The organism is Marinilactibacillus piezotolerans, assembly GCF_900114235.1.
Lineage (GTDB): Bacteria > Bacillota > Bacilli > Lactobacillales > Carnobacteriaceae_A > Marinilactibacillus > Marinilactibacillus piezotolerans.
This window is the reverse complement of record NZ_FOSJ01000001.1, coordinates 76,418-89,541: the sequence shown is the minus strand read 5'-3', so window position 1 is coordinate 89,541 and position 13,124 is coordinate 76,418. Positions and strand designations below refer to the sequence as shown.

Below are 13,124 nucleotides of genomic sequence, written 5' to 3'. Positions count from 1 at the left end.
AGTATGGAGAGAACTATGTATTGCGGAGAAGTAACAAGTGAACAGGTCGGAAAACAAGTGACCCTATCGGGATGGGTTCAGAAAAGAAGAGATCTAGGTGGTATGATTTTTGTTGATCTAAGAGACCGTGAAGGAATTATTCAAGTAGTATTCAATGCTGAAAAATCTAAAGAAGCATTTGTAATCGCTGAAACATTACGGTCTGAATTTGTGGTTGAAATAACTGGAAAAGTTGTAAAAAGACAAGATGGTACAGTAAATAACGACTTGCCAACTGGTGAAATAGAGATTGAAGCAATAACTATTTCAATTCTAAATAAATCTAAAACTCCTCCCTTTGATATTCAAGATACTGTAGAAGTATCAGATGATATTAGATTAAAATACAGATATCTGGATTTAAGACGTAACAAGATGAAAGAAAATATGATAATGCGTCATAAGGTGAAAAAAGTTTTTAGTGATTTTTTAGATAGTAATGGATTTTTAGATATTGAAACGCCTTATTTAACAAAGTCCACTCCTGAAGGTGCTAGAGACTACTTAGTACCGTCACGAGTACATGAAGGGAAATTTTTTGCTTTACCACAGTCACCACAATTGTTTAAACAACTCTTGATGGGTGCAGGTATTGATCGTTATTATCAAATCGTTCGTTGTTTTAGGGACGAAGATCTTAGAGGAGACCGTCAACCGGAATTCACCCAAGTCGATATTGAAACGAGTTTTATTGACGAGAAAGAAATACAAGATTTAATGGAAAAGCTATTAGTTGAAGTCGTTAAGGAAACTAAAGGTATGGAAATTTCTCGTCCTTTCCCTAGAATTTCGTATGATGAGGCTGTGAATCGTTATGGTAGTGATAAACCTGATACACGATTTGAACTTGAACTTATTGAATTGGGAGATATTGTGACAAACTCAGATTTTAAAGTATTTACAAGTACTATTGAAAACGGCGGAGTAGTCAAAGGCTTGAATGTAAAAGGAGTGGCTGAAGAATTCTCCCGCAAGAATATTGATGCTCTCGGAGAGGTCGCTTCTATATATGGGGCTAAAGGATTAGCCTGGATGAAAGTAACGGAAGAAGGATTTAGTGGTCCAATTGCTAAATTCTTTAATGATAAACCGATTGCTCAAGAACTTATGAGCAGAATGAGTACAGAAGCAGGGGACTTGCTTTTATTTGTTGCTGATAAGCCTAAAGTAGTATTTGATGCATTAGGAGCATTGAGAATTCATTTGGGTAAAAAACTGAATCTGATTGATGAATCAAAACTAGCATTCTTGTGGGTCGATGAATGGCCGTTATTGGAATATGATGAGGAAGCTGAACGTTATAGTGCGGCTCACCATCCTTTTACCATGCCACTTGAAAAAGATCTTGGTAAGCTAGAATCAGATCCTGAAAATGTTTATGCAAATGCCTATGATATTGTATTGAATGGTTACGAAATAGGTGGAGGATCTATTCGTATACATCAGAGAGAATTACAAGAAAAAATGTTAAAAGCATTAGGTTTTTCTAAAGAAGAAGCAGTAAATCAATTTGGATTCTTATTAGATGCACTTGAATATGGATTCCCTCCACATGGTGGTATTGCTTTTGGACTTGACCGATTAGTCATGATCCTTGCAAATGAGAAAAATATTCGTGAAGTAATTGCGTTTCCAAAAAATGGTAAGTCAATTGATCCTTTGACGAATGCTCCGTCAGTAGTTTCTGATAACCAGTTAAAAGAGTTAGCCCTGAAGACCACTGCTAAAACAGATAAGGAGTAAAAAATGGTATTGATAGGTTCACACGTAGGAATGAAAGGTAAAAAAATGCTGCTTGGCGCTGCAGAAGAGGCCAAAAGCTATGATGCAACAACTTTTATGATTTATACTGGAGCACCTCAAAACACTCGTCGTAAAGAAGTTTCGGAAATGAACATTGAAGCTGGACAGAAGTTTATGGGAGAAAATAATATAAAATCAGATAGTATAGTTGTCCATGCTCCATATATTATTAATTTAGGCAATACAATCAAGACGGAAAATTTTGCTTTTGCAGTAGAATTTATGAAAGAAGAAATCAGAAGAGCAGAAGCAATCGGTGCTACGCAAATGACTATGCACCCAGGTGCACATGTTGGAGCAGGTACTGACGCTGCTATTGAGCAGATTGCTAAAGGACTTAATGAGATCCTTCATAAAGATCAGAAAATTCAAATAGCACTTGAAACAATGGCTGGTAAAGGTACAGAGATTGGACGTAGTTTTGAAGAAATTGCCCAGATTATTGAACGGGTTGATTTAGATGATAAATTATCAGTAACGCTTGATACTTGTCATACGCATGATGCAGGATATAACATTAAGAATGATTTTGATGGTGTATTAGATGAATTTGATAAGATTATTGGATTGGAGCGACTAAAAGTTGTTCATGTCAATGATTCTAAAAATATCATCGGAGCAGGTAAAGATCGACATGCTAATATCGGATTTGGTGAAATAGGATTTGAGGCGTTAAGGGATATCGTTCATCATCCTAAGTTAGAATCTCTACCTAAAATACTGGAAACGCCATATGTTGGAGAAGATAAGAAAAACAAAAAGGCTCCTTATGGACATGAGATCAATATGTTAAAACAAAAAACATTTAATCCTAATCTCCTGGAAGAAATTTTAAATGGTAAAGACTGGAAATAATTAAAAAAACAAATAAGAAAATAGCCTAGCAAAAAACACAACCCATTTAATTAGTATCTTATAAAATAGATACTAGTGAGGATTGTGTTTTTTAGTTTAATTATTTTAGAAAGGAGAAGGAAGTGCTTAAACTGGAAAACACCCTATGAAGTATTTTTCGGTGTAGTGTTGCACTTAATTTGACAATTCAAGATAAAAAAAGACCGATTTATTGTAAAGATCGGTCTAAATAGATAATATTGGGTTATTCGCATCAATTGCTATTATGCTTTTTCGTTAATTGGTAACTGTTTGATATACTTAGTAGGTGTTTGTCCAGTAATTTTTTTAAATACTTTAGTGAAATAAGAGTGACTGTTAAATCCTGAAAGATTTGCTACTTCACTTAATTGATAATTCCCAAGATGGAAATAGTATTTAGCCAAATAAATCCTTTGCTGATTTACATATCCAATAAAGGTAGTACCTGTTTCCTGCTTGAATTTACGCGCTAAATGGACTGGATGCATACCAAAAATCGATGCGATGTTTGTCAATGTTAGTTCACTAGTCAAGTTTTCAGTAATATAGCTTACAACTTCAGTCATCGCACTAGAATAAGTTAGTGTTGAAAAATCAATGACCGCTTGGCAATATTCTCTATAGATTTCGTAATAAACATTTTCTCTCAAGTACTGAATACTTTCAGCATCTTCAATCAATATTGAGAAACGTTCTGAAATGAGGTGAAGATATAAAGGTAAAACTCCACCATTTTTAGCAGCTATTCTACAATACGTATTGACGATAATGAGCTGGTTTTTGAAATTTCTAAGCTGAAATTCTTTTCCTTCTTCACCAAGATACTCCAACATTTCATCTAAATTGATGATTTTGAGGGTATCCTCAAGCATTGAACGATTTCCTTCAGTTATCGCATCTGTTACTTGGTCCTCAATCAAGTAACGATAGCTAAATGCATCGCTGTTTAACTTTTTCAATTTCTCAACGCGTTCGCGTTTGTATTGTTCTTTAACTTCTACCTGTTTCATGCTACACGACCCTTCATTATTAGAAAAGCTAATTTTTTACTCCTATCTATCTTTTTTAAATATACCACAAATTCGTAATAAATAAAGTGATTTTTCAAAATAAAAGTACATTTTTAATAAAAAAAATAGAAACATTTTATTATAAATTAGGATGTGAAACTTATGTTTAAATTAATATAATATTAATCTTTAAACCGGTAATTACGCAAAAATATATTAATAATAAGCGTTTTTTATTAAAACTAATAAATATATTTGTATATTTATTAATTATTATCATAAAGAATATATTTTGATAAAACGCATATTTTGTCATATATTTGCCATTTTTTATAAAACACTATTAGCAAAATTAATAGTGAATATAAATCCCTTCTTATCATGGAGGCTTATCTTTTTACTTCATATTAATAGGATGGTAACATTCGAATATAAACAAATGAATCTTAAGTTTTAAATATTTAAAAGTAACAGTCAAGGAGATGATGGATTTTATGGAAAGAAGATTTGAAGGAACATTTCAGACAGCCAATGAAGTTAGAGATGAAATCAAGCGTTTAATCAACGAAGAGGGATATTCAGCTGAGGAATTGCTGGTTATAACCGATGAAAAAAACAGTGATTTATTTAAAAAAAATAACTTAGAATCAGTTGAAGTTGATATCGTTGATTCTGAGGAGAATGGGTCTTTCTGGGAAAAAATAAAAGAAACATTGTCCTTTGGCACTTATGATTCCAAAGAAGCTCAAAATGCTTTAGAAATACATGGAGTACCGCATAATATAGCTGAACATCATTTAAAGGCTCTAACAGAAGGAGAGATTGTATTATTAGCTGATACAGATGCTCCCAAACATTCAAAACTATCAAATTTAAATAAAAATGTAACTAATAATAAGGAGACTGAGAATAATATGGTAGATAAAAATAACAACCCAATTGATGAAGTAAATTCAGAAGAAGTGTCAGCAATCAAAAACAATAATAATGAGGCTAAACCTTCTGATGTAGAAACTTCTGAAACAGATAACAAAAATATGACAGATTCTATTGATCCTTCTCAAGCACAAGATACCAGAGAAGAGGATCAGGTAGATACAACTAGATCTGAAAATAAATTGGATGAAGATGATACTACAGAAGACAGCGGACAGTCACTAGAAATAACACCAGATTTAACGGGTGAAGAAGAAACTGTCCAAGCAGAAGATGCTAACCATGAATATCCAGATAATATTGCCAAAGGGGTAGTGAAACCAGAGACAAAGAATCCATTGAACACTGATCCGAAAAGTGAAAAAGATCCTTCAGAAAAAAGTGATACACCTGAAAGCGATGCTAAGTATACTCAAGGTACTAATGAAGCAGGCATGAAAGAAGTACCTACTGAAGAAAGTGATAAAAAATAGTAAGATTTACTATGTAATGAGTATCGAAAGGGGAACAGTATGACTGAACAAGAAAAAATCAAAACTCAACAACCCAAAAAAAATTACTTGATAAATGATGATTCTGATAACTTGAATCGAGAACCGATCATTGAAAATAAAGATTATAAACCAGCCGGAAAGTTAGTTGGTAAGACAGCAATTATTACGGGTGGGGATTCTGGTATTGGTGCAGCAACAGCAATATTGTTTGCTAAAGAAGGTGCAAAAGTAGCATTCACATACTACTCTTCAGATGATGATGCTGAACGTACTGAAAATCGCTTGCAGGAATTAAGTGCTCATGTACTGGTTTTCAAGGGCGATGTTGGTGATGAAGACTTTTCTCATACGGTTATTGAAGAGGTTGTTTCTAAATGGGGCAGCATAGATGTTCTTGTTAATCATGCCGGTGAACAACATTTCCAGAAATCTATTACTAAAATCAGTGCAGAACAAATCGACAGAACGTACCGTACAAATATATTTAGTATGTTTTATTTTGTAAAAGCTGCATATCCTCATATGAATGAAAACGGAAGTATAATTAATACTTCGTCAGTTACAGCATATAAAGGGAACCCGAATCTCATGGATTATTCTGGTACAAATGGCGCTATTGTTTCATTTACCCGCTCATTATCTCAGAATACTGAGTTTGTCAACAAAAAGATCAGAGCTAATACAGTAGCTCCTGGACCAATTTGGACGCCTATGATACCAGCTACCTTTCCAAAAGATGAGCTTGCTACATGGGGTAAGGATGGAGCATTAGGAAGACCCGGTGAAGCTTATGAGCTAGCGCCTGCTTACGTATTTCTTGCAAGTGATGATGCTAGTTATGTAACTGGTCAAACTATCCATGTCAATGGCGGGGTTATCGTTAATAGCTAAACCTAAGACAATGTAATGCTAGAGAATTTGTATAGGAGGGAATTTAATGAGCAAGCAAGACAAAACTTCAAATAATGATTTGAAACGTACTGGTCAACCAGACGTAAGTCCTGATAGACGTGATCCGGCCAGAGATCAAGTGACAAGTCCAGATACCTCAGCGCCCCTGGGGTATATTAAAAATCGACCAGCTAAAGATGGACTGGATAAAGACGATAGAAAAGTCTATGAAAAAGCTAAAGGTGATTCAGTAGGTAACGAAGTAGAAAAGGATTTGTAAATCGTTTTAGTAATGTGATTTACAGAGGAGTTTACCCATTTTGGGTAAACTCTTTTTGTTATTCCTTAATTAAAAATTAGGATATAATATTGTTTATGCGAAAGTATATTCCCTTATGTTATAATAAGTTTAGTCAAAACTTGGAAGGTGAAGTTCATGAAAGATTCGAATAAAAATAAAGAACAAGATGAGCAGTTGATTCGATTAGAACCTAATCAACCAGCAAATTTAACTAAAGAGAACTTAAATGAGCAGTTAAAGAGAGTTGCTAAGATTGACACTGGGGAAAATGATACTGAAGTAGATAAACAAAATACAATAACAAGTATTCAAGCTCAGAAAAGAAAAGGTCGTTATAATATTTTTATTAATGACAAATATGCCTTTCCAGTAGATGAAGAATTGATTATTACCCATATGCTGCATAAAGGGAAAGTATTGTCTCCTGAATTCCAAGAACAGCTTCAAGTAGAAGATGTCTACAGAAAAGCTTATCAGAGAGCCCTTAATTATCTGAGCTACGGTTTGAGATCCGAAAAAGAAGTGCGAGATGACCTTAAAGATAAAGAATTTGAAGAACAAGCTGACGAAGTAGTAGAGCGCTTAATAGGTCAAAAGTTAATAGATGATTTGGAATATGCAAAAAGTTATGTAAGAACCTCTGCTAATTTGAATAGTAAAGGACCATCGAATATTAAACATGAACTCGGCAAACGAGGCATCAACAAGGACCAGATAGAAGTAGCCATGTATGAGTATTCTTTTGATGATCAATTTGCAAATGCAATGTCATTGGCAGAGAAGTCTTGGAAAAAATCTAGACTTAAATCACAACGTGAAGCTGTCCAGAAAACAAAACAGTTTCTTATGCAAAAAGGCTACAGTATGGATATTATTCAAGAGGTTATAAATGAATTGGATACAGAAAAATCAGAAGATGAGGAATATGAAGCACTAGTTAAGCAAGGTGAACAAGCCTGGAGAAGATATTCTTCTAAATTTAGTGGATATAACTTGGTTCAAAAAACAAAATCAAGTTTGTATCAAAAAGGATATCCTTCAGAGTTGATTAAAAGATTTATAGAAATGAAGGAAGAAGAGACTGATGAATAAAAAGCTATCAAGAAAAGAACTGAAAGATAAATACGATATAGATATGTGGTCAGAGGATAAAATTGCTTTATTTCAAACTACTTTACTAAAATGGTATGATCAGGAAAAAAGAGATTTACCATGGCGGAGAACATCAGATCCATATAAAATTTGGATATCGGAAATTATGCTGCAACAGACGAGAGTAGATACCGTCATTGCTTATTATATAAATTTTTTAGAGACTTTTCCCGATATAAATCATTTAGCTGAAGCAGATGATGACATTTTACTCAAAGTTTGGGAAGGGCTTGGTTATTACTCCAGAGTGAGAAATATGAAAGAAGCAGCTATTCAAGTTGTTACTCATTACAATGGAATATTTCCGAATAGTTACGAAGAGATCAAGAAGTTAAAAGGTATTGGTCCTTATACTGCAGGGGCGGTATCTAGTATAGCTTTCCAACAGGCCGAGCCAGCAGTGGATGGAAATTTAATGCGGGTTTTAAGCCGTTTGTTTGAAATAGATGTCGATATTGCAAAACCTGCCAGTAGAAAAGTTTTTGAAGCTGTCATGTATCATATCATTGATCAAAATCGTCCTGGAGATTTCAATCAGGCACTAATGGATTTGGGTGCCACGATTTGTACACCGAAAAATTATGATCCTTCTATAAGTCCAGTGAAAGAATTCAACGCTTCCTATATAAATGAGACTTATTTAAATTATCCGATAAAAAGCAAAAAGAAAAAGAAAAAAATCGTTAATTATTTTGCTATACTCATTCAAAATGACAAAGGTGAATATTTACTTGAAAAGCGGCATGAAGATAGGCTATTAGCTAATATGTGGACTTTTCCTTTAATTGAAGAACAAGTGAGCAGTCAAGATTCTGGATGGAAATCATTCGAAGATTCTGATCTTTACGAGCTGAATGATGTAAAACAAGATTTACTTATCAAATATGTGAAACAGAAGTATGGTTTAAATATTAATTTAGACAAACAGTCCAGCGGAAGGATTTCTCATGTATTTACTCATTTACACTGGAATATTTATGCTTATAGAGCAAACGCCAGAAATTCAATTGAAGCCATTCCGTCTAACTGCGAATGGGTGAATGAAACTAAATTTGATGAGTACGTTTTTCCGGTACTACAACAAAAAATCTGGAAATCTAGTCAGGAAATCACTTTACTCTAAAATCTAGCAACTGTTTTACTGATGATTTAACCAATTTTACAATCATTCATTATTCTTGAACAAAAAGGGAACTAACATTTTCCTACGGATAATATCGGTATTATGATATAATACATGATGAGATGAATGAAAAGTGAGATGATTTATTATTTCAACTCACTTATTTTAAGAAAGTTGGTACAGTAGATGCAGTTTCCAAAAGAAGGAGATTTCATCACAATTAAAAGCTATAAGCATGATGGAAGTTTGCATCGAACTTGGCGAGATACGATGGTCTTAAAAACTACTGATCATTCACTGATTGGTTGTAACGATCATACTCTAGTCATTGAATCTGATGGTAGAAGATGGAGAACAAGAGAACCGGCACTAGTTTATTTTCATAAACACTACTGGTTTAATATCGTGACCATGATTCGTCAAAAAGGAACTTCGTATTATTGTAATATGGCTTCACCATTTTTGATTGATGAAGAAGGTGCAAAGTATATTGATTATGATCTGGATGTCAAAGTTTTTCCTGATGGAGAAAAAAGACTTCTAGATGTCGATGAATATGAAGAGCATGGTAAAAAATGGGATTATCCAGAGGAAGTAGATCTTATCCTGAAAGAACATATTAAAATATTAGTAGATTGGATCCGAGAAGAAAAAGGTCCTTTTTCAGAGGGATATGTTGATATGTGGTATGATCGATACAAACAACTTACTGGAAAAAAATAATAGTTGTGATGAAGTAGAATGTAAAAGCAGTAAAAGTCTTTGTATAGAATCTTTTACTGCTTTTTTTACTATTAAAATATACCCAGCTGTGATATGATTTTTTTAGAATCTGTTTGAAAGGATGTTAACATGTGAAAAAAAATATTTTTATTACAATCGTTTTAATGACTATGTCTTTACTCGTCATTGTTTTTGGAAGAGGGTACGCTTCCGATCAAGAAGAAAAAATGCTAAGAGAGAGTCAGAATGGAAACAGCAGAGGAGACTTAGCATCTCAAAAAGTTATTGCAGACAAAAACGTATCATCTGATACAGATACATTATCATCAGAAGAACAATTAGAAATATATGAAGAGCAGATTGAATCACTTTCAGCAATTGAAAGAATTGATTACCAGACATTGGTACATAAACCCGCAGTATTGACTTATTATGGAGATGCGGATTCATCCTCAGACTGGTATGCGGCATTGAATAATTATATTAATGAAAATACAGGCGAATTAACAGTTGAAAACATTACATATCCTGAATATGACACATATGAACTCTATATTGAACAAACCACGTCTAATGTACTGGCTGTCAAACCAGACATTATACTCTTTCGTATGCCGGCACTAGCAGATAAAGCTAGAGATATTGGACTTTCAGAAACAAATGATTATTTATCAAATATATTAACTACATTAACTGATGACCTTCCTGATTCAGAAATTATTTTAGTTGAACCAGAACCAGAAATTTCTGAAATCAATAATTTGAACTCAAGATCATTGGATTATAGAGATTACATGAACGAAATGGAAGAAGTAGCTAGTGAATTAGGTATCCAAGTAATAGCAATACATGAGCAATTTATCACGATTGCAGAAGAAGAAGGATATGAATTAACAGCATTATATACAGAAGACGAATTTGATTTAAATGAAGAAGGTTTAAATGTTTTACAGCAAGCAATTGAAAGAGGAGTAACGACTAAATTAGAAGAATAAAAAAAGTGGAAGGAATCCTATATTCCTTCCACTTTTTTGTATGAATTTTAAGCTAATGTAATTCTTTTATTTCAGAGCTTTTTTCGTTATGATTTTTTTTGAAACTGCTCACTAATCTATTTAAATGCTGTAAACTTTCTTCATAATCAAGAACAGAAGACATTATATGAATCACTGCATTACTTTGACCATACTCATTCTGTAGATAAGATTCTAAGTTAGCTTCATTAAAAAAGGAATCCATGAATGATTTTCTTAGACTTGATTTATGAGTAATAAAGTTGACTTCTTCGGGTAAGACTCGGCCATTCCACTTTAATATAATTTGTTCATGTGCTGACATTAATGTTTCTAGACGTTCTATCAGAAGATGCCTGAGTTCTTGCGGGAAATGATTATACACATTCTCGGCCTGATGCAGAGTTTCGACAAGATTATAAGCCGTTTCAGTTGTATGAATAAATTGTCTGTATACAACGATCAGTCTTGCGTATGAATATTCGGAAGATCTGAAAAATTTCCTTAAATCTCCGTCGATTAAATGACCAAGATAAACCTTCATTTTAGCGATACTTTTTTCAAGATTTGCTAAATCTTTACGCATCATGGGATACTGAATGTTCTTTCTTAAACTTGCTCTTATAAAGCGAGTCAAGTCGTCAGTTACTTGATTATTCAGATGGAAAAGTTTTTCATCATATTTTGGTGGAAGTAAGATTCCATTGATAACAAAGGAAGAAACTACACCGAATATGGTTGCTAGAACTCTAAGGGAGGCGTTGATGACAATTGGATAGTCTGTTGACATCATAATAACGATCAAAGTAATAGTAGATAAGACAATCACATTATTTAGTTTGAATTGATGTAAAATAGCAATTAATACAGCAGAAGCAATACTGATCATAAAATAAGAATTTCCAAAAAGAAGTACGGTGATTACTGCAACAATACCACCGATTGTATTTGCCATAACTCTATCCTTTAAAGTCTGAAAGGATTTCTTTACTGATGGTTGCAAGGAAGCTACTGCCGAAATACCTGCTAATGGAAGTCCATCGGGCATATTAAAAAATGCTGGAATACTTAAAGCTAAAAAAATAGATAATCCCGATTTGAATGTTCTTGCGCCAATTTTCATAATTAATTTCACTGCCTTCGATAGAATAAATAATATTGTAAATAGATGAATGATATAATAGTATAGCAATTAACACAATATCTCAAAGGTTATTTCAATATTTTTTCATTTTCTTGCAATGAACTAGATAAGAAGGTATCATAATAATTGAAAAATACTTTAATTGAAGAAATTCATTCGATCAAAAAGGGATTGATAAGCATGAGTTATTTGGTAGATCAGTCTATTGAACGTTTAAAATATAATAATGTCCGTATTACACCTCAAAGACATGCTATATTGGAATATCTAATTGATAAAGATACTCATCCAACTGCAGATGATGTTTATCAAGCATTAGAAAGTAGATTTCCCAGCATGAGTGTAGCTACTGTTTATAATAATTTAAGATTGTTTATTGAGTTGGGGCTAGTTAAAGAAATGAAATATGGAGACTCTTCAAGTAGGTTTGATTTTTCTTCAACTGAACACTATCATGCAATTTGTACAGAATGTGGGAAGATCGAAGATATTTATTACCCTGGTTTGGATGATGTAGAAGTTGTAGCTAGTAATCTCACAGGTTTTGAGGTAACTTCTCATCGTTTAGAGATTTACGGTTTGTGTCCGGATTGTCAAAAAAATAGTAAGCTTTAAGACTATATGGATATAATTCATATAGTCTTTTATTTATGTGGTAACTTATAAGTATAGTATACTGATAGCATGTAATTTTTGAAAAGAGGTTAATCATAATGAAAGATATAATGATCATTGCAAATCCGTCATCTGGAAAAAAACAAGCCGAAGAGTACGCAATGAGAGCTAAGTACTTATTCGAAGATAATCAAAGGCAAGCCGATGTCAGAATTACAGAATGCGAAGAAGATATTGAAAAGTATGTAAAAGAGGCGTGTAAAGAAAAATATGATACCGTGATTCTTTTAGGCGGAGACGGGACTGTTTCTAAGTCTGGAGAATCGTTAAAAAATGAAAAGCACAGACCAAAAATAGGAATTATTCCAACAGGTACAATCAATAATATAGCCAGAGGACTAGGAATATCAACTAATATCGATCAAGCAGTAGAAGACCTTGTAAACTTTAAAGAGCTAGTCACTGATGTTGGAATGATAAACGATAGACTGTTTCTAAGTTCAATTTCTGCAGGATCAATTCCGGAAACTGTCTGGGAAGTTTCAAAAGATCAAAAAGAAAAATTAGGTCCACTTGCTTACTTTATAGAAGGGTTTAAGTCTTTAAGAGAGGAAGAAAACTATTCTATTGATATGAGCTTAGATGGTAAAAAAATGAAATTTGATTTAACTCTATTGGTAATTGGACTATCCAACTCTGTAGCGGGTATTCCTAATTTTTTTAACGAAGCAGCTTATGATGATGGTTATCTATATTTATTTGGATTAAAAGAATCGACTTTAGGAGAAAAGATTTCTGTTATGACATCATTACTGAATGATAATGAAACGTTGTCTGATGAGAATAATAAAGGGTTCGTCATTCCCTTCAAAGAAGGAAGTTTTAAGAGTAATCATAATCTAAACGTTGCATTAGATGGAGAAAAAGGCCCGTGCTTTCCTTTTGATATCAAGATTCTTCCAGCTTTTCTTACGTTTTTAGTACCTGTTAATTAAGTTATTAAA

At 33.2% G+C, this 13,124-nt stretch carries 13 protein-coding genes; 11 read left to right on the top strand and 2 right to left on the bottom strand.

Annotated elements, in window-relative coordinates:
• The first annotated feature begins 3 nt into the window (after nt 1–3).
• Nucleotides 4–1,782 (top strand): aspartate--tRNA ligase, encoded by a 1,779-nt coding sequence (aspS, locus tag BM212_RS00465; protein ID WP_091895265.1) that lies wholly within the window; start codon nt 4–6, stop codon nt 1,780–1,782.
• A 3-nt stretch (nt 1,783–1,785) separates the two neighbouring features.
• The gene (locus tag BM212_RS00460) at nt 1,786–2,697 is read left to right on the top strand and encodes a deoxyribonuclease IV (protein WP_091895245.1); all 912 of its coding nucleotides are present in this window, start codon (nt 1,786–1,788) and stop codon (nt 2,695–2,697) included.
• 263 nt (nt 2,698–2,960) lie between these two features.
• Here the strand turns inward: BM212_RS00460 and BM212_RS00455 are convergent, their stop codons facing one another.
• Entirely contained in the window at nt 2,961–3,728 is a 768-nt protein-coding gene (locus BM212_RS00455) for a helix-turn-helix domain-containing protein (protein WP_091895242.1), read from the bottom strand.
• Nucleotides 3,729–4,222: 494 nt separating this feature from the next.
• Here BM212_RS00455 and BM212_RS00450 point away from each other — a divergent pair, with 494 nt between their 5' ends.
• From BM212_RS00450 to BM212_RS00420, 7 genes are all read left to right on the top strand, one after another.
• Nucleotides 4,223–5,137 (top strand): general stress protein, encoded by a 915-nt coding sequence (locus BM212_RS00450; RefSeq protein WP_177206259.1) that lies wholly within the window; start codon nt 4,223–4,225, stop codon nt 5,135–5,137.
• A 39-nt stretch (nt 5,138–5,176) separates the two neighbouring features.
• Nucleotides 5,177–6,049, top strand: a complete 873-nt coding sequence (locus BM212_RS00445; protein ID WP_091895232.1) for an SDR family oxidoreductase — start codon at nt 5,177–5,179, stop codon at nt 6,047–6,049.
• 46 nt (nt 6,050–6,095) lie between these two features.
• Nucleotides 6,096–6,329 carry a hypothetical protein gene (locus BM212_RS00440; protein WP_091895230.1) on the top strand — a complete coding sequence of 78 codons (234 nt, stop codon included), beginning with the start codon at nt 6,096–6,098 and terminating at the stop codon, nt 6,327–6,329.
• A 156-nt stretch (nt 6,330–6,485) separates the two neighbouring features.
• A complete protein-coding gene (recX, locus tag BM212_RS00435) occupies nt 6,486–7,442 on the top strand; it encodes a recombination regulator RecX (RefSeq protein ID WP_091895227.1) in 957 nt (318 codons plus the stop codon).
• Entirely contained in the window at nt 7,435–8,625 is a 1,191-nt protein-coding gene (gene mutY / locus BM212_RS00430) for an A/G-specific adenine glycosylase (protein ID WP_072694778.1), read from the top strand. Before recX ends, mutY begins: the two co-directional genes overlap by 8 nt.
• Nucleotides 8,626–8,811: 186 nt before the next feature.
• Nucleotides 8,812–9,348 (top strand): nucleoside tri-diphosphate phosphatase, encoded by a 537-nt coding sequence (gene ntdP, locus BM212_RS00425; RefSeq protein ID WP_072694779.1) that lies wholly within the window; start codon nt 8,812–8,814, stop codon nt 9,346–9,348.
• A gap of 131 nt (nt 9,349–9,479) precedes the next feature.
• Nucleotides 9,480–10,343 (top strand): SGNH/GDSL hydrolase family protein, encoded by an 864-nt coding sequence (locus BM212_RS00420; RefSeq protein ID WP_091895225.1) that lies wholly within the window; start codon nt 9,480–9,482, stop codon nt 10,341–10,343.
• Between the two features lie 52 nt (nt 10,344–10,395).
• On the opposite strand, the gene BM212_RS00415 is transcribed toward BM212_RS00420, so the two are convergent.
• Complete coding sequence (locus BM212_RS00415) at nt 10,396–11,484, bottom strand: FUSC family protein (protein ID WP_072694781.1); 1,089 nt, start codon at nt 11,482–11,484, stop codon at nt 10,396–10,398.
• Nucleotides 11,485–11,685: 201 nt separating this feature from the next.
• Here BM212_RS00415 and perR point away from each other — a divergent pair, with 201 nt between their 5' ends.
• Entirely contained in the window at nt 11,686–12,120 is a 435-nt protein-coding gene (perR, locus tag BM212_RS00410) for a peroxide-responsive transcriptional repressor PerR (protein WP_072696101.1), read from the top strand.
• Nucleotides 12,121–12,218: 98 nt separating this feature from the next.
• Entirely contained in the window at nt 12,219–13,115 is an 897-nt protein-coding gene (locus BM212_RS00405) for a diacylglycerol/lipid kinase family protein (RefSeq protein WP_091895224.1), read from the top strand.
• Nucleotides 13,116–13,124: the final 9 nt, after the last annotated feature.

Excerpts from the sequence above, each read along its gene's own strand:
- BM212_RS00450 (WP_177206259.1), top strand. The coding sequence starts at position 4,223 with ATGGAAAGAAGATTTGAAGGAACATTTCAGACAGCCAATGAAGTTAGA.
- mutY (WP_072694778.1), top strand. The coding sequence starts at position 7,435 with ATGAATAAAAAGCTATCAAGAAAAGAACTGAAAGATAAATACGATATA.
- BM212_RS00440 (WP_091895230.1), top strand. The coding sequence starts at position 6,096 with ATGAGCAAGCAAGACAAAACTTCAAATAATGATTTGAAACGTACTGGT.
- recX (WP_091895227.1), top strand. The coding sequence starts at position 6,486 with ATGAAAGATTCGAATAAAAATAAAGAACAAGATGAGCAGTTGATTCGA.
- perR (WP_072696101.1), top strand. The coding sequence starts at position 11,686 with ATGAGTTATTTGGTAGATCAGTCTATTGAACGTTTAAAATATAATAAT.
- BM212_RS00455 (WP_091895242.1), bottom strand. The coding sequence starts at position 3,728 with ATGAAACAGGTAGAAGTTAAAGAACAATACAAACGCGAACGCGTTGAG.
- ntdP (WP_072694779.1), top strand. The coding sequence starts at position 8,812 with ATGCAGTTTCCAAAAGAAGGAGATTTCATCACAATTAAAAGCTATAAG.
- BM212_RS00415 (WP_072694781.1), bottom strand. The coding sequence starts at position 11,484 with ATGAAAATTGGCGCAAGAACATTCAAATCGGGATTATCTATTTTTTTA.
- BM212_RS00445 (WP_091895232.1), top strand. The coding sequence starts at position 5,177 with ATGACTGAACAAGAAAAAATCAAAACTCAACAACCCAAAAAAAATTAC.
- BM212_RS00405 (WP_091895224.1), top strand. The coding sequence starts at position 12,219 with ATGAAAGATATAATGATCATTGCAAATCCGTCATCTGGAAAAAAACAA.
- BM212_RS00460 (WP_091895245.1), top strand. The coding sequence starts at position 1,786 with ATGGTATTGATAGGTTCACACGTAGGAATGAAAGGTAAAAAAATGCTG.
- aspS (WP_091895265.1), top strand. The coding sequence starts at position 4 with ATGGAGAGAACTATGTATTGCGGAGAAGTAACAAGTGAACAGGTCGGA.